This is a genomic window from Iodobacter arcticus (genome assembly GCF_042664895.1).
Lineage (GTDB): Bacteria > Pseudomonadota > Gammaproteobacteria > Burkholderiales > Chitinibacteraceae > Iodobacter > Iodobacter arcticus.
The window spans coordinates 76423-92218 of sequence record NZ_JBHTBQ010000012.1; the positions used below are offsets into that span (position 1 = coordinate 76423).

Annotated in this window: 12 protein-coding genes; 7 read left to right on the top strand and 5 right to left on the bottom strand. The window is 48.9% G+C overall.

Annotation, left to right across the window (positions count from 1 at the left end):
* Positions 1 to 114 precede the first annotated feature (114 nt).
* The 3 genes from ACFQNF_RS07480 to ACFQNF_RS07490 all read left to right on the top strand — a co-directional run bounded on the left by ACFQNF_RS07480 (position 115) and on the right by ACFQNF_RS07490 (position 3765).
* Positions 115 to 2154: a PatA/PatG family cyanobactin maturation protease gene (locus ACFQNF_RS07480; protein ID WP_380187365.1), complete on the top strand. Its 2040-nt coding sequence runs from the start codon at positions 115 to 117 to the stop codon at positions 2152 to 2154.
* 432 nt (positions 2155 to 2586) lie between these two features.
* Positions 2587 to 2763, top strand: coding sequence for a hypothetical protein (locus ACFQNF_RS07485; protein WP_380187366.1), 177 nt, complete (start codon positions 2587 to 2589; stop codon positions 2761 to 2763).
* A 15-nt stretch (positions 2764 to 2778) separates the two neighbouring features.
* On the top strand, positions 2779 to 3765 hold the full coding sequence (locus ACFQNF_RS07490; protein WP_380187367.1) for a lipase family protein: 987 nt from the start codon (positions 2779 to 2781) through the stop codon (positions 3763 to 3765).
* A 183-nt stretch (positions 3766 to 3948) separates the two neighbouring features.
* Here the strand turns inward: ACFQNF_RS07490 and ssb are convergent, their stop codons facing one another.
* Positions 3949 to 4464, bottom strand: a complete 516-nt coding sequence (gene ssb / locus ACFQNF_RS07495; RefSeq protein WP_380187369.1) for a single-stranded DNA-binding protein — start codon at positions 4462 to 4464, stop codon at positions 3949 to 3951.
* A gap of 23 nt (positions 4465 to 4487) precedes the next feature.
* The gene (locus ACFQNF_RS07500) at positions 4488 to 5876 is read right to left on the bottom strand and encodes an MFS transporter (protein ID WP_380187371.1); all 1389 of its coding nucleotides are present in this window, start codon (positions 5874 to 5876) and stop codon (positions 4488 to 4490) included.
* A 222-nt stretch (positions 5877 to 6098) separates the two neighbouring features.
* Between ACFQNF_RS07500 and uvrA the strand changes: the two genes are divergently transcribed.
* The gene (gene uvrA / locus ACFQNF_RS07505) at positions 6099 to 8960 is read left to right on the top strand and encodes an excinuclease ABC subunit UvrA (protein ID WP_380187373.1); all 2862 of its coding nucleotides are present in this window, start codon (positions 6099 to 6101) and stop codon (positions 8958 to 8960) included.
* A gap of 53 nt (positions 8961 to 9013) precedes the next feature.
* Here uvrA and ACFQNF_RS07510 read toward each other — a convergent pair whose 3' ends face one another.
* From ACFQNF_RS07510 to ACFQNF_RS07520, 3 genes are all read right to left on the bottom strand, one after another.
* Positions 9014 to 10921 carry a type IV pilus assembly protein FimV gene (locus tag ACFQNF_RS07510; RefSeq protein WP_380187375.1) on the bottom strand — a complete coding sequence of 636 codons (1908 nt, stop codon included), beginning with the start codon at positions 10919 to 10921 and terminating at the stop codon, positions 9014 to 9016.
* A gap of 8 nt (positions 10922 to 10929) precedes the next feature.
* Entirely contained in the window at positions 10930 to 12066 is a 1137-nt protein-coding gene (locus ACFQNF_RS07515; protein ID WP_380187376.1) for a PilT/PilU family type 4a pilus ATPase, read from the bottom strand.
* 263 nt (positions 12067 to 12329) lie between these two features.
* The gene (locus ACFQNF_RS07520; RefSeq protein ID WP_046352384.1) at positions 12330 to 13370 is read right to left on the bottom strand and encodes a type IV pilus twitching motility protein PilT; all 1041 of its coding nucleotides are present in this window, start codon (positions 13368 to 13370) and stop codon (positions 12330 to 12332) included.
* A 263-nt stretch (positions 13371 to 13633) separates the two neighbouring features.
* On the opposite strand from ACFQNF_RS07520, the gene ACFQNF_RS07525 reads away from it, so the two are divergent.
* The 3 genes from ACFQNF_RS07525 to ACFQNF_RS07535 are packed head-to-tail and all read left to right on the top strand — an operon-like array spanning position 13634 to position 15758.
* On the top strand, positions 13634 to 14329 hold the full coding sequence (locus tag ACFQNF_RS07525) for a YggS family pyridoxal phosphate-dependent enzyme (protein ID WP_380187506.1): 696 nt from the start codon (positions 13634 to 13636) through the stop codon (positions 14327 to 14329).
* A gap of 7 nt (positions 14330 to 14336) precedes the next feature.
* Positions 14337 to 15155, top strand: a complete 819-nt coding sequence (gene proC / locus ACFQNF_RS07530) for a pyrroline-5-carboxylate reductase (protein ID WP_380187378.1) — start codon at positions 14337 to 14339, stop codon at positions 15153 to 15155.
* Positions 15156 to 15164: 9 nt separating this feature from the next.
* Positions 15165 to 15758 (top strand): YggT family protein, encoded by a 594-nt coding sequence (locus ACFQNF_RS07535; protein WP_380187380.1) that lies wholly within the window; start codon positions 15165 to 15167, stop codon positions 15756 to 15758.
* Positions 15759 to 15796: the final 38 nt, after the last annotated feature.

Below are 15796 nucleotides of genomic sequence, written 5' to 3' on the forward strand. Positions count from 1 at the left end.
GTAATTATCCATCACAGTCACAAAAACTGATTTCATAGAATGAGATTCCATTAATCCAATTTTGATTTGTCATGGCAATAAGTCGAAAAACTCTACATTTCCAATGAGGGTGTTATGGGCAACATTTCATCAATAACAGGCTTAGTTAATTTATGGGCAGAAACGACTGGTAGCTCTGAAATTTGCATTGCTGTGCTAGATGGTTCGGTTGACATGAATCATCCCTGCTTTACCGGAGCACAACTACAACAAGTAGATACCCTAAGCTACAGCCACGCCAAACAAGGTTTAGCCTCAGAGCATGGGACACAGGTAGCCAGCATTATTTGGGGACAACATGGCAGTGATGTGCAAGGCATTGCTCCCCACTGTCGCGGAATAATTATTCCCATTTACTCTTCCGATCACGCGGCCAATCGAACTTGCAGCCAACTTGATTTAGCTCGGGCAATTAACCAGGCCATTTCACTCGGTGCACACATCATCAATATTAGTGGCGGCGAGCTAAGTAGCAGCGGTATCGCCAGCCCCATCTTAGAAAAAGCGATCCAACAGTGCATCGATAGCGATATTTTAGTCATTGCGGCGGCGGGTAATGACGGTTGCCGCTGTTTACATGTGCCGGCATCTATCGCGTCGGTACTCGCTGTCGGGGCAATGGACAACAACGGTGAGCCGCTTGCTTTTAGCAACTGGGGCGATGTCTATCAAAAAAATGGCATTCTCGCATTGGGTGTGGATATTCCGGGCGCAGTACCTGGCGGCATGATTACCAGCCTTAGTGGAACCAGTTTTGCAGCACCGATCATCAGTGGTGTTGCCGCCTTACTTTTGAGTCTGCAACTCAAGCAAGGACATGAGCCGAGCCCACAACGTATCCGTTCAGCCCTGCTTGAAACCGCGGATCCTTGTGATGCGCACCACACAAATGCCAAAGAGTGTGAACGGGTATTAGTTGGGCGGCTAAATATCACACAGGCACACACCTGGCTAAACACTATTTACCAAACAAAATCCGACGTGGGTATCGTCGAATTAGGATTCCCCATACCCGAAGCAATTGATTTTCTGCATCCAGTCATACCAAGCATAAACAATTCCCATCAACCGCAACTCGCCAAATCCCAAAAAACAGCCTTCACCGCCCCTTTTGGAATTCACTGCTCTACCTACAGGAGAAATAATATGAATGACAGCATCCTTATTCCCCAAGCAGCATTTGTCGATTCCACTGATATCAGTGCCTCATCTGCCGAATACACAACAACAAGCTCAGCATCTAACTCACCTGCTTCCAGTGCAATACAGGCTAGTGAAGTGGTGGCATCGGATTGCGGCTGTCAAAAAGGAAAAACACCTCCCGCCAATGCGTATGTCTTAGGTCAAATTGGCTACGATTTTGCGACTGAATCTCAACGCGATGCCTTTACCCAGTTATCAGGCATTAACATCCATGACCCTCATGAATTATTGACTTACTTAAAAAGCAATCCATCTGCTGCTTCAAATATGATTTGGACCCTCTGTATGGATGCAACCGTGGTGTACGCAATTCAGCCATATGGCCCATTTGCAAACCATAGCTATGATCGTTTACAAGAATTCCTGGCCAGTCAACTCAGCCCAAATAGCGTCGATCGCGTTTCAATCCCTGGATTAATTTCTGGTTCAACACGACTAATGAATGGGCAAGAAATACCTGTTTTATTCCCAGATTTACGCGGCATGTACAGTTGGTCCACCGCTGCCTTAATCAGCGCCAATATTGGGCCTGCGCCAACGGATAAAAAAGACGCGCTGCTACATGAAAAAAAATCCGATGGCATCCGAAATTTCTTGGATCGCATCTATTACGAAGTACGTAATTTGGGCATTACCCCACAAGACCGCGCCATGAATTATGCCGCCACCAATGCCTTCCAAGTGGCCGATGTCTATAGCAATGCCATTCAGGCTGATATGAAATTAGATGTCATCGACGTCGAACGTAGCCCTATTTGTCGCCCGGGGTCAGATTGCTGGGATGTCAAAATCACCTTTTTTAATCCGGCTAAACGTCTGGAACAAGCTCGCCATGTTTATCGTTTTACCATTGATGTGAGCGAAGTTATTCCTGTCACCGTGGGCAAAATACGCCATTGGGATGTTAACTAATCTACCAACAAATAATGAATTTATTTAAAGGGCAGGCCAGTTCTTCCTGCCTTCTTAAATGAAAAAGTTATATTGCGGGAATATGACTTCATCTGCGTCCTTCTGGGCGCATTATCAGCCTTCGTCCCGGGAGAGGCTTAATTTAAGGAAATGATCATGAAAATGCCTATCCAAGCAAAACCTGTAGAGCGTACTGCTGGCGTATCAAACATTTACCAAGGTATCACCGCATCTGGTATCCCTTGCATCCTTTGTCAAGCGGCATGCAGCGCATTATCAGGAACGGCAAAAACACTTTGCATACTCGCATGTGACAAGACTGTTTGCTAGTCGATTTTTCAGACAAGTAAATTTGAATTAGACGGCAGCGAGGCAACTTGACTGCTGTCTAATTTTTAGACCATTGCACATGTACATTAAAGACGGAAACAAATGGGAAGCCTGACCATTATCAATGCGCTAGGCGCAGATACACAAATCACTGAAGCAAACCCATACAATTTTTCGCCACAAACCATTCCTAATGGTGCCGCAGCTTATGCCAGTTCTTATGCAATTGACACTAAGGCATTGCATAAAATCTTAAAGAAAAATGATTTTCATTCTTAATTCAAGGAGTTCAACATGACGAATTTCAACTATCAACAACTTAATTTAGCCTTATCGTATATTGCCGCTGCGGGTCAAATTCTCCATCAGCCCACCCCTGAAAGAATACATGATGAGATAGAAACATCCTTACAAAACTCTCAAGCTACTAAGGGGGAATTTGATATCGTATGGGGCCCGGCCATGTATCGCTATCAACATTCCCTAGTGGATGACAATTTAATGATGGTGGTGAAAAGCAAAAATAATGACAGCGATTATCGCGTAGTAGTCAGGGCGACGAATACCTGCTCGTTGTTTGATTGGATCGTTGAAGATCTTTGGGTCAATAAAACCGTGCCTTGGTCAAAATATGATCCTTTAGCGCCCGCCCAGGCAAGAATTTCCAAAGGTACGGATGTTGGCATGTCCGTGCTATTAAATTTATATGTGAGCAAGGGGCTGGCTGGCGCGGGCACAGATTTACTTACTTATTTGCAAGAAATAATCGCCACCAGCAAAAAAAGGATCGATTTAACCGTCGTTGGCCATAGTTTAGGCGGAGCGTTATCAGCCAGCTTGGGCTTGTACTTGGCGAGCAAATTAAATGACAGCATTAGTCTTTCCATACAAGCTTCCGCTGGCCCCACGGCAGGTAATTGTGCTTTTGCTGAGTATTCCCATCAGAAGCTAGGCAATCGCCTGCTTCGCTTACACAATTCACTCGATATCGTCCCGCACGCATGGTCAGCCAATAGCTTAGAACAACTTCATCAGCTATATTATCCAACTGCAAGTTTCCCAAAGGAATTGGAAAACTCCTTCAAACTGGCACTCGCCGCTGCGAGAATAAACGGCTACACCCAACTATTACCTGAACAAATATTGTCTGGGGTAATCAATGACGAGCTAACTAACTATGCTGAACAAGCCCGTTATCAGCATGTTGATGCCTACGCCATTTTGTTGGGTATGACAATGAAAGATTTCGAAATTAGCAATTACAAATTAGTGCCCAAGTAATCAAAAAAGAACGGACGCAGAGCAAAATCATTCCACGCAGCAAATTTATACTATTTCAACGTATTGCATTCCCAATAAAAGACAAGAAAATATTTACAAACAAACTTCACGAGAGAAATAAGAAAGCCTAGCAAACGCTAGGCTTTCTTGGTGTGGCTTTACAAAATCACCCTGAGGTAAACCTCAAAACGGAATATCATCCTCAAAATCATCAAAGCTCTTCGGTGCTGCGGCAGCTGGAGCAGGTGCTGGGCGGCGGGCTGGTGCTGGAGCGGCTTGTTGTTGCTGATAGCCACCACTTTGCTGCTGGTTGTAGCCGCCATCGTCAAAGCCGCTGTCTGCTGGTGCGCTGTTGCCGCCGGCACGGCCGCCCAGCATTTGCATCTGGTCGGCGATGATTTCGGTGGTGTAGCGATCTTGGCCGGTGGTTTTGTCTTGCCATTTACGCGTTTGCAGACGGCCTTCGATGTAAACCGATGAGCCTTTCTTCAGGTACTGCGCGGCGATTTCGGCTAGGCGGTTGTACATGGTGATATTGTGCCATTCGGTTTTTTCCTGCTTTTGACCGGTGGCTTTGTCTTTCCAGCTTTCGGTGGTGGCGATGCTGAAGTTACACACTGCGCCGCCCGATGGCAGAAAGCGATTTTCAGGGTCTTTACCCAAATTGCCGATCAAAATTACTTTATTCAATGAAGCCATTTGTTTATCTCTTTTTTAATCTTTTACGGGGCAGACGGGGTAGTCAAACCAGCCGTCTCTTCAATAAGTTGCCGCGCCGCGGCTTCGTCCCAGCCTGTTTGCAGGACTTTCAGCAAGGCCACGCGTTCGTCAATTAACACAACGGCTTCTTTTACGCCGTTAATAGCCACAAGTTTAACAGACAGTGCCTGCCCATCGCCTGCCCAATTATCACCGATGCGGAACATTTGTGTTTTAACCGGCAGCGGCGGCTGCATGCCTGCGGCAAAAAATAACCAGATCACCATCAGTGCAGCGCAAAGCAAGAAAATCGCCGTTACGCTGCCGTGCTGCTGATACAGCCAGCCCGCAATCGCCGAGCCAAGGAACATACTCAGTGACTGGCAAGTGTTGTACACCCCCATCGCCGTGCCCTTGGCATCGCTTGGGGCAATTTTAGAAATCAGGCTGGGCTGCGTCGCTTCCAAAATATTAAAAGCAATAAAGTACACCGACAACCACACCACAATCATGGTCAGATTAGGCATATACAGCGCCATGCCCAGCTGGGCGAGCAGCATTAGGCCGATCGCAAAAATAAACACTTCTTTTAAGTGTTGTTTTTTTTCACCATAAATCACCGCCGGCACCATCAGTACAAAGCTGACCAGCACCACAGGTAAATACACCCACCAATGATGCTCCAAGCTAATTCCACCTAGCTTGGTCAACAGTAGCGGCATCACGGTAAACATGGCCATTTGCGCCGCATGCAGGGCAAATACACCATAGTTCATGCGTAATAGCTGCGGGTGGCGCAATACGGCGGGCAAACGCGTGGTACTGATTTCGGCATCAGAGTGAAAACGCGAAATAATCGGGTCCGGAATAATTTGCCGCACGCCAATGATGGCGGCAATCGCCAGTACGGCAGTCAGCAAAAAGATGCCGGGTAAACCAATCCATGCGGCCAAAGTAGGCGCAGCCACCAAAGAAATTGCAAAGGTGCTGGCAATACTGCCACCGATCATCGCCATCGCCTTGGTGCGGTTTTCTTCGCGGGTTAAATCAGCCAGCAGTGCGGTAATCGCCGCCGAAATCGCCCCTGCCCCCTGCACGGCACGCCCCACAATCAGCCACGCCACATGATCGGCCATAGCGCACATCACGCTGCCCACCGCAAACAGGGCGAGGCCAATATAGATGACTTTTTTGCGCCCCACCCGATCCGACCACATGCCAAAAGGCAGTTGCAACAAGGCTTGCGTCAGGCCGTAAGCGCCAAACGCCAGCCCGACCATCGTATGATTATCTCCGCCGGGTAGTTTGCCTGCGTAAACAGCGAACACAGGCAGAATGAGAAACATTCCCAGCATACGCAGGGCATAAAGCCCGGCCAAGCCGAGCGAGGCACGCAGTTCTATAGGAGTCATGGCAGCAATTTGAAGTGGTGTCTGGTGTGTTGAATGACATCTTAAGATGGACACGCTTTGTGCGCACGCGTTCATCTGTATCGACCTGCGTGGGCATAAAAACCATGCCCGCCCAACATATTGAGTTACAAATGTAATGGTCAAGTAAATGCTTCCAACACACTTTCGACAGGAAAGTCCGGTATATTATCCGATTCCTCTTTACTGCAGATACCGGCCTTTATGTCGTACCGTCGTATCGAATCATCCGAAGCCCCGCAAATTCGCATTCGCGGCGCTCGCACGCACAATTTAAAAAACGTTAATCTCGACCTGCCACGCGGCAGTTTAGTTGTGATTACGGGGCTTTCCGGCTCAGGCAAATCGTCTCTGGCGTTTGATACCTTGTATGCCGAGGGCCAGCGTCGCTATGTGGAATCGCTATCCGCTTATGCGCGGCAATTTTTACAATTGATGGAAAAACCCGATGTCGATCTGATCGAGGGCCTCAGCCCAGCGATCTCTATCGAGCAAAAAGCCACCAGCCATAATCCGCGTTCCACCGTTGGCACGGTAACGGAAATCCACGATTATCTGCGTCTTTTATTTGCCCGCGTCGGCACGCCATTTTGCCCCGAGCATAAGCAGCCTTTGCAATCACAAACCGTTAGCCAGATGGTTGATCACGTTTTAGCGCTGCCAGAAGAAACCAAGTTAATGGTGCTGGCACCGATCGTGGTCGGCAAAAAAGGCGAGAACGTCGATCTATTTGACGAGCTGCGCGCGCAAGGCTTTGTGCGCGTTCGCGTCGATGGCGAAATCTACGAGCTGGATGAAACGCCTAAGCTAGATAAAAACAAAAAACACACCATCGAAGTAGTGGTTGATCGGTTAAAAGTGCGGGAAGACGTGAAGCAGCGCCTCGCCGAGTCCTTTGAAACCGCCCTGCGCCACGCCGAAGGCCGCGCCATTGCGCTGGAAATGGATAGCGGTAAAGAGCATTGGTTCTCGGCCAAGTTTGCCTGTCCGATTTGTAGCTACAGCCTGCCAGAGCTGGAGCCTCGCCTGTTCTCGTTTAATAATCCCATGGGCGCTTGCCCTAAGTGCGAAGGCTTAGGCCAGATCACTTTCTTTGATCCTAAGCGTGTTGTGGCTCACCCTGATTTAAGCTTGGCGGCGGGTGCGATTAAGGGCTGGGATAAGCGTAATCAGTTTTACTTCCAAATGCTGACCAGCATTGCTGAGCACTATGGCTTTGATGTCAGCGAGGCATGGACTGGGCTGACAGAAGAAGTACAGCAAGCCGTGTTGCATGGCTCGGGTACCGAAGAGATTGCTTTCACCTATATGAACGAGCGCGGCAATAAGGTTTCTCGCTCGCACGCCTTTGAAGGGATTATCCCCAACTTAGAACGTCGTTATGTCGAAACCGATTCGATGGCCGTGCGTGAAGAATTAGCCAAATACCAAAACAACCAGCCCTGCCCGCATTGCGGCGGCGCAAGATTGCGCATTGAGGCACGTAATGTGCGCGTTGGTGAATGTAATCTGCACGAAGTCAGCCGTATGGCATTGAAAGATACTGCAGGCTATTTTGCGGGCTTAACGCTGACTGGCGCAAAAGCCCAGATCGCAGAAAAAATCGTTAAAGAAATTCGCGAGCGCCTCGGCTTTTTGGTTAACGTTGGCTTGGATTACCTGAGCCTAGATCGCAGCGCCGATACCCTATCGGGTGGTGAGGCACAGCGAATTCGCCTTGCTAGCCAAATTGGCTCAGGCTTAACCGGCGTGATGTATGTGTTAGATGAGCCATCGATTGGCCTGCATCAACGCGATAATGATCGCCTGCTAGGCACGCTGCGCCATCTGCGCGACCTAGACAACACCGTGATCGTGGTTGAGCACGATGAAGACGCCATCCGCATGGCCGATTATCTGGTGGATATGGGGCCGGGCGCGGGTGTGCATGGCGGTGAAGTGGTGGCTGCGGGTACACCCGAAGACATCATGAATGAGCCACGCTCAATCACCGGGCAGTTTTTATCTGGCGCGCGGCGAATCGCTATTCCAGAAGTACGCCGCCAGCCTGATCCAGAAAAATGGCTATCGCTGAAAGGCGCAACGGGTAATAACCTGAAGCACGTTGAGCTGAGGCTGCCGGTTGGCTTGTTTGTCTGCATTACCGGCGTATCAGGCTCGGGTAAATCTACCCTCATCAATGACACGCTGTATACCATCGCTGCGAAAGAACTCAACGGCGCATCAGGCGAGCCAGCTCCGTTTGAAAGCATCACCGGGCTGGATCACTTTGATAAAGTGATTAACGTCGATCAATCGCCAATTGGCCGCACCCCGCGCTCTAACCCTGCCACCTATACCGGCATGTTTACGCCGATTCGTGAGCTGTTTGCCGGCGTGCCAACCAGCCGCGAACGCGGTTACGGGCCTGGGCGTTTTAGCTTTAATGTGAAAGGTGGCCGCTGCGAAGCTTGCCAAGGTGACGGTGTTCTTAAGGTAGAGATGCACTTTCTGCCCGATGTCTATGTGCCTTGCGATGTTTGCCACGGCAAGCGCTACAACCGCGAAACGCTGGAAGTGCAGTACAAAGGTAAAAACATCACCGAAGTGTTGGGGATGACCGTCGAGCAAGCGCTGGCATTTTTTGAGGCCGTGCCGACGGTGGCGCGTAAGCTTAAAACGCTGACTGATGTGGGGCTGGATTACATCCGCTTAGGCCAAAGCGCCACCACACTGTCTGGCGGTGAAGCACAACGCGTGAAGCTGGCGCTGGAGCTATCCAAACGCGATACCGGCCGCACCCTTTATATCCTGGATGAGCCAACCACAGGTTTGCATTTCCATGATATCGACCAGCTGCTGGCGGTATTGCATCGCCTGCGCGAGCACGGCAATACCGTGGTGGTGATCGAGCACAATCTGGATGTAGTGAAAACGGCAGACTGGGTGATTGATCTGGGGCCGGAAGGCGGCGCGGGTGGTGGTCGTATCTTAATGAGCGGCACACCAGAAGAACTAGCGGCCTGCACGACCAGCCATACTGGGCAGTATTTGGCTAAAACTTTAGCGGCGCATAAAACTGTTTAATTTGTGAATGCCCGATAAAGAAGCCAGCATCGCGCTGGCTTCTTTTTTGGCCATTACATCTGCAATGGAATCAAAATATCCAGCCACTTGATCGCCGTTTGGCGCTGCTCCATGCTGCCGCGATAAAGCAATTGCTCTAAGGCTTGGCAGGCACTATGAATATCTTGCTGCTCTAAATGCTGCACCACCTGCTGCAAAGCGGGATCGTCGCTCAGAAAATGAGCCAGATCCAGACCGGGTATTTCCGGAAAACTATTTTCTACCTGCGCTAATTCGCTCCGCTCGGCTTGCACAGCGTGCTCAATCGGATCCGGCTCTAGATTCCAGGGATCTGCTTTAACCTGCAGAATTTCACCCGTCGCAAAATCGACATGTTCCATTTTGCTATCTGGCGGCGAGAAGCTGATCGCATCATCGGGGAACATCAAGGGCGTTGTGTTTTCATCTAAAGATAAATAAAGTGGATTATCCGGGTCTAAATCTCTGCCCATATTCTGCACTTGCTGCCATAGACCATCACTAGAAAATTGTAAGCGAAAGCCAACAGCCCGATTTTGAAATTCCTGACGCATTCCCTGGCTAACATACACTTCAAACAGCTTCATCCATAAAGCCAAGCCGCTAGGGTATTGCTCAATTTCGCTCTTTAACAGATTAATCGCCTGAGTGATTAATCCATGATCAAGCAGCATCTGCGCTTCTTCAGAAACATTTTTAGGCTGCACTACATCCACATCATCACGGCTCCAATCGGACGCCGCCTGAGAAAAATTATTCACCACGCCCATAACCTGCTGCCGATCCGGCACGGCTTCGCGTAATCGCTCGCCCAAGGGTGCGGTGCTAGGCGCAAAGGTGCTTTGCCCCAAAGGGAAAGCATATTGCACTTCCTTCGCAATATGCCCTTGCCGGCGCACCAAGTAAAATAGTGGCAACAGCAGCAAAAGTAATAACCACCATGCACTCGGTAAGCGATTAAGCCCGGCCAAAGCAGGCGCTGACTCTAAAGAAAGCCCCTGAGAAGAACGCTCTGCCTGCATGGCAGTGAGTTGCTTCTCTAGCTGGCTAATTTGATATTTAAATTGCAAAAGCTGCGCGGCTTGATCGTCACTTTCCAGTAGTTGCAAACGCTCACGCGCCCGTAAACTATCTTCCGGGCTTAATTGGGCTTTTTGCCGGAAAGCCAAAACAGGCTCGGATAAGCGCAAATGAAAGCCGCCTTGCTCAACTCTCGGCAGAGGCACGGGGGCAATTTGCAAAGCATCTGGCCCACCGCTCGTTTGTGCCTGCACAGGCTCTACCCTATTCTGCATATTGGCTGCAGCAGGCAGTAAACTTTTGCGATCAGGTAGCCTCACCTCGGTATTAAGCGGTAAGCGAGCATGTGTGTTTTGCGCTAAATCGGCATTAAGCCGGTAAATTTCATCCACCATCCGTGCGCGGCTAGCCCTATCCTGCGGAAAATAAGCCCGTGCAATCCGTTCTACAGAGTCTCCCTCCTGACTTTGCCAAACGCCAGAAAAAGCGGGCAGATTGCGACGGGCAGCAGGCGCGGCTAAGGCAAAATCTCCTCCGCCCTGCTTGGCGCGGTATTCACGCGGATCAAGCAGCACATTGTAATCACGCTGAAAAACAGGGCTTTTTTCGCTAGGGCAACGCAGACGAATCGAGAAATGCAGCAGCGGCTCTTGCAAAGGCTCATCACCACGCAAGCTAAGCAGACCACCATCTTCATTCGATTCAAAAGATAAACGTGCATTTAAATGAGCAGAGCCACCATCGACAATAGAAACAAGACGAAAGCACTGCTGATTTAACTCTTCATTTTCATTAGCAATAACATTAATTCGGGCATTAAAGCGCTCACCCAGTGCAGACCGAACTTGGATATCCCCCAATACAGCAGCCTGCAATGGCTGTACAACAAAGCTTAAACCTATTAAAAACCGAATCAGTCGCATAAGCACATTTAAACGATATCAAGATGATCAAGACCAGAAAGAATATCCGTATGCTTCGCTTCTGAACCTTGCAGCTTAATGCTCAATCGTAAATCATTAACTGAATCGGCATTGCGCAAAGCATCTTCGTAAGTGATTTTTCCTGCTTCATAATGATCAAACAATGCCTGATCGAATGTCTGCATTCCCAGCTCACGCGATTTCTTCATGATTTCTTTGATTTCGTGCACTTCACCTTTAAAAATCAATTCAGAGATCAAAGGGCTATTCAGCATCACTTCCACAGCCGCCACCCGGCCTTTACCAGTGCGATGCGGAATCAGCCGCTGAGAAACAAACGAGCGAAGATTTAAAGATAAATCCATCAAGAGCTGCTGACGGCGCTCTTCCGGGAAAAAGTTGATAATCCGGTCCAGCGCCTGATTGGCCGAGTTGGCGTGCAAAGTCGCCATGCAAAGGTGACCTGTTTCAGAGAAGGCAATCGCGTAATCCATGGTTTCGCGATCACGAATTTCACCAATCAAAATCACATCTGGTGCCTGGCGCAGGGTGTTTTTCAGTGCAGCTTGCCAGCTATCGGTGTCCACCCCCACTTCACGCTGGGTCACAATACAATTTTTATGCGCGTGAACATATTCAATCGGGTCTTCAATGGTGATGATGTGATCATAACCATGCTCATTCCGGTGGCCAATCATGGCCGCCAGCGAGGTCGATTTACCCGAGCCTGTACCACCTACAAAAATCACCAAGCCCCGCTTTGCCATCGCAATATCGCGTAATACAGGCGGCAGGCCTAAATCTTCCAACGAAGGGATTTCTGAATTAATGGTACGCAGCACCATGCCTACCTGGCCCTGCTGCATAAACGCATTCACGCGAAAACGCCCGAGCTGGCCGGGGCTGATCGCAAAATTACATTCTTTAGTGCCTTCAAAATCTTCGGCCTGGCGATCATTCATAATCGCCCGCGCTAATTCCTTACTATGCTGTGCCGTCAGAATTTGATTTGAAACCGGCGTCACTTTCCCGTCAATCTTCATTGCAGGCGGAAAATCAGCCGTAATAAATAAATCTGAGGCCCCTTTACCGCGCATATGCCGCAAAAGATCATGCATAAATTTTGCGGCTTGTTCCTTTTCCATTTTTATTCTTCTTTACGCAATATGTTCATTAAAAGGCAAGTAAGGCATTTTATCTTAATCAAGAATATCTTACTTATTTAACAAGCAAAAACATTTAAACAAACGACAAGTCTTTCGAAAATGATGCACCGCTTTATCACCTTTTAGACGCTAATCTAAATGCAAAAAAACGGTACATAAAGCTTATAACTGCAACAGGAGCAAAACAAAAAAATGCTTGCTAGCAGCAGGCAAGCAATCCTCGGGTGTTTTGCGCCAATCACTTAGCCCCTGAAATTATCAGGAATAGCCGCTTTCATTCTGGCCTCAGGCAGGGAAATAATATTGCGCTGTAATAAGCCCTGTAAACACTGATCCAGCGTTTGCATCCCAAATTGCGAGCCGGTTTGAATCGCTGAATACATTTGCGCAATTTTATTTTCACGAATCAAGTTACGAATAGCCGGAATCCCGATCATCACTTCATGCGCAGCCACCCGCCCGCCTTCTTTCTTTTTCAGCAGCGTTTGTGAAATCACGGCGCGTAATGATTCAGACAACATTGAGCGCACCATTTCTTTTTCTGCCGCAGGGAATACATCCACCACACGGTCAATGGTTTTAGCCGCTGATGAGGTATGCAAAGTACCAAACACTAAGTGACCGGTTTCAGCGGCAGTCAGCGCCAGACGGATGGTTTCCAGATCGCGCATTTCCCCTACCAGAATCACATCAGGGTCTTCACGCAGTGCTGAGCGCAAAGCATTAGAGAAGCTCATGGTATGCGGACCAACTTCACGCTGGTTAATCAGGCACTTTTGCGAGGTGTGGACAAATTCAATCGGGTCTTCCACGGTTAAGATATGGCCGTATTCATTGGCATTGATATAGTTGATCATTGCCGCCAAAGTAGTGGATTTACCCGAGCCTGTTGGCCCGGTCACCAACACCAAGCCACGCGGTGTTTCGGCAATGTCTTGGAAAATACGTGGGCAGCCCAGCTCTTCAAGCGTTTTGATATCCGAAGGAATCACCCGAAAAACAGCACTCGCTCCACGGTTTTGCACAAAGGCATTCACCCGAAAACGTGCTAAACGCGGTATTTCGAAAGAAAAGTCGCATTCCAAAGTATCTTCGTAAATCTTACGCTGGCCGTCGTTCATAATGTCGTACACCATATCGTGCACGTCTTTATGCGATAGCGCAGGCGTATTAATCCGGCGAATATCCCCGTCAACGCGAATCATCGGAGGCAAACCAGACGAAAGATGTAAGTCTGATGCTTTGTTTTTGACGGTGAAAGCTAATAATTCAGAGATTTCCATTGTTTAATCCTGTCCGCATAGTGGGTTTTCGCGTAATAATATCCAAGCAGTCGCTCGGACTTGAAAGTGATCTACCGCCTTAGGAAAGCCGATTACCCCTTACAGAGTATTTTTTCGTTTTAAACAGCCCTTGCTCGAACTTCTCTATAAGACCCGACATTCTTTCGTAACGATCGCTCAAACCAAGCAACTTGCAAAAATGGGATAGGAATTCCATTTAAGCCCAGTCTATATGCAGAGCACCACACTAGAGTTGATAACCCATTATGGCAACGATATTTACAGCATGGCAAGGTGTGAGAGAGCGCATTGCAAAAGCCGCTGCCGCCAATCAGCGCGAAATCAACGCTGTTGCCTTGTTGGCAGTGAGTAAGACCTTCCCAAGTGAAGCAATAAGAGAGCTTTATTTAATAGGACAGCGGGCCTTTGGTGAAAATTATGTTCAAGAGTTAATAGATAAACACGCAGCTTTAATCGATTGTAATGAGTTAGTTTGGCATTTTATCGGGCCGCTACAGAGCAATAAAACCCGATCTGTGGCAGAGTTGGCAGACTGGGTCCATTCAATTGATCGTTTAAAGATCGCCGAACGGCTTTCTGCACAACGCCCGGAACATCTGCCTCATTTAAATGTCTGTATTCAGGTTAATGTATCGGGGGAAACATCGAAATCAGGTATTGCCCCCGATGAATGCTTAGCGCTAGCGACAAAAATCTGTCAATTACCACGTATACAATTACGCGGTTTAATGTGCATACCCGAGCCCACGCCAGACTTATCACAGCTGGCAAAGCAATTTAAAGTGCTGCGAGACTTACAAAACCAGCTGATTACCCAAGGAATACCTGTCGATACATTATCAATGGGCATGTCTAGTGATTTAGAAACCGCCATTAGCGAAGGTTCCACCCTCGTACGAGTGGGCACTGCCCTATTCGGCACTCGCACTTACCTGTAAGGAATATATGAAAATCACTTTTATCGGCGGCGGCAATATGGCCATCGCGATGATAGGCGGCATGATCAAGCAAGGTTTTGAGGCTGCTCAAATCCATGTCGTTGAACCCGATGCTGCCAAGCGCGAACAACTGAGCAGCAATTTTGGTGTCAGCAGCAGCGCACCCGAAACGCCACTTCCTAAAAGTGATGCCATTTTATTTGCAGTAAAACCACAGCAATTACAAGCGGTAGCCAAATCTTTGCGCCTGCAGCTCAATGGCGCTCTGGTGATCTCTATTGCCGCAGGCGTCAGAGCAGATACGCTATCGCAATGGTTGGATGTTTACCCGCGTATTGTGCGTGTTATGCCCAATACCCCGGCACTTGTGCAAGAAGGAATGTCAGGCGCTTACGCCACAGCGGAAGTGAGCGATGCCGATCGGGAATTAACCGAACGCATGCTGGCCGCAATTGGCGAGATGGTGTGGGTAGAAAAAGAAAGCGATATCGATGGCATTACCGCGATTTCCGGCTCTGGCCCGGCCTATGTATTCTATTTTATGGAAGCCTTACAAGCTGCGGCCCGTGCTCAGGGTTTTGGGCCAGAAATCGCTCGTAAACTGGCTTACCAAACCTTTTCAGGCGCAGTGAAACTGGCCATGCAAAGCGAAGATGATGCTGCCACCTTAAGACAAAAAGTGACCTCCAAAGGCGGCACAACCGAGCGCGCTATTAATGCTCTCGAAACCAGCCAAGTGCGCACCACCATTATTGCGGCGGCTTCGGCAGCTGCCGCGCGCTCCCGCGAGTTGGGAGAAGAATCCACACGCAGTCTTGAAGTCTAAGGATTTACAATGCTTGCAAACACATTCAATTTTTTAATTCGCAATTTATCCGAATTTTTTATCTTGCTGCTGCTGGCGCGCTTCTTTTTACAAGCAGCGCGAATTCCATTTAAACACCCGCTTACGCAGTTTGTTTTGTCCTTAACCAATTGGGCAGTGATTCCGGTAAGGCGTATTTTGCCGCCATTTCGCGGGCTGGATAGCGCCAGCCTGATGCTGGCGTGGCTGGTGGCCTTGTTCATGCACGCCGTGCTATTGGCACTATCGCCCTGGCCTTTTGACTTTACCGCGCCGTTTTCGCTGTTTTCACTGGCACTGGCTGCGCTACTCGAAGTCTGCAAGATGTCTTTATATCTGCTGTTTGCCACCGTCATTGGCCAAGCACTGATGTCTTGGCTTGCGCCTTATAACCCCTTGATGCCAATTCTGACTGCACTGACCGCGCCTTTTCTGCGCCCGCTGCATCGCTTTATTCCACCGATTGGCGGGGTAGATATCACACCGCTGGTGCTGATTTTAGCGATTCAACTGGTGCTCAGCGTAGTGGTGCCGAGCCTTGAGCAAATCATTTTGCAGGGTGTCAGTATGATTATGCTGAAATAAAAAAATCGCCGCGTGGGCAGCCCACGCGGCGATTTTTA

Coding starts and splice junctions, on each gene's coding strand:
- uvrA (WP_380187373.1), top strand. CDS start 6,099: ATGTCGTACCGTCGTATCGAATCATCCGAAGCCCCGCAAATTCGCATT.
- proC (WP_380187378.1), top strand. CDS start 14,337: ATGAAAATCACTTTTATCGGCGGCGGCAATATGGCCATCGCGATGATA.
- ACFQNF_RS07485 (WP_380187366.1), top strand. CDS start 2,587: ATGGGAAGCCTGACCATTATCAATGCGCTAGGCGCAGATACACAAATC.
- ACFQNF_RS07535 (WP_380187380.1), top strand. CDS start 15,165: ATGCTTGCAAACACATTCAATTTTTTAATTCGCAATTTATCCGAATTT.
- ACFQNF_RS07515 (WP_380187376.1), bottom strand. CDS start 12,066: ATGGAAAAGGAACAAGCCGCAAAATTTATGCATGATCTTTTGCGGCAT.
- ACFQNF_RS07490 (WP_380187367.1), top strand. CDS start 2,779: ATGACGAATTTCAACTATCAACAACTTAATTTAGCCTTATCGTATATT.
- ACFQNF_RS07480 (WP_380187365.1), top strand. CDS start 115: ATGGGCAACATTTCATCAATAACAGGCTTAGTTAATTTATGGGCAGAA.
- ACFQNF_RS07520 (WP_046352384.1), bottom strand. CDS start 13,370: ATGGAAATCTCTGAATTATTAGCTTTCACCGTCAAAAACAAAGCATCA.
- ssb (WP_380187369.1), bottom strand. CDS start 4,464: ATGGCTTCATTGAATAAAGTAATTTTGATCGGCAATTTGGGTAAAGAC.
- ACFQNF_RS07510 (WP_380187375.1), bottom strand. CDS start 10,921: ATGCGACTGATTCGGTTTTTAATAGGTTTAAGCTTTGTTGTACAGCCA.
- ACFQNF_RS07500 (WP_380187371.1), bottom strand. CDS start 5,876: ATGACTCCTATAGAACTGCGTGCCTCGCTCGGCTTGGCCGGGCTTTAT.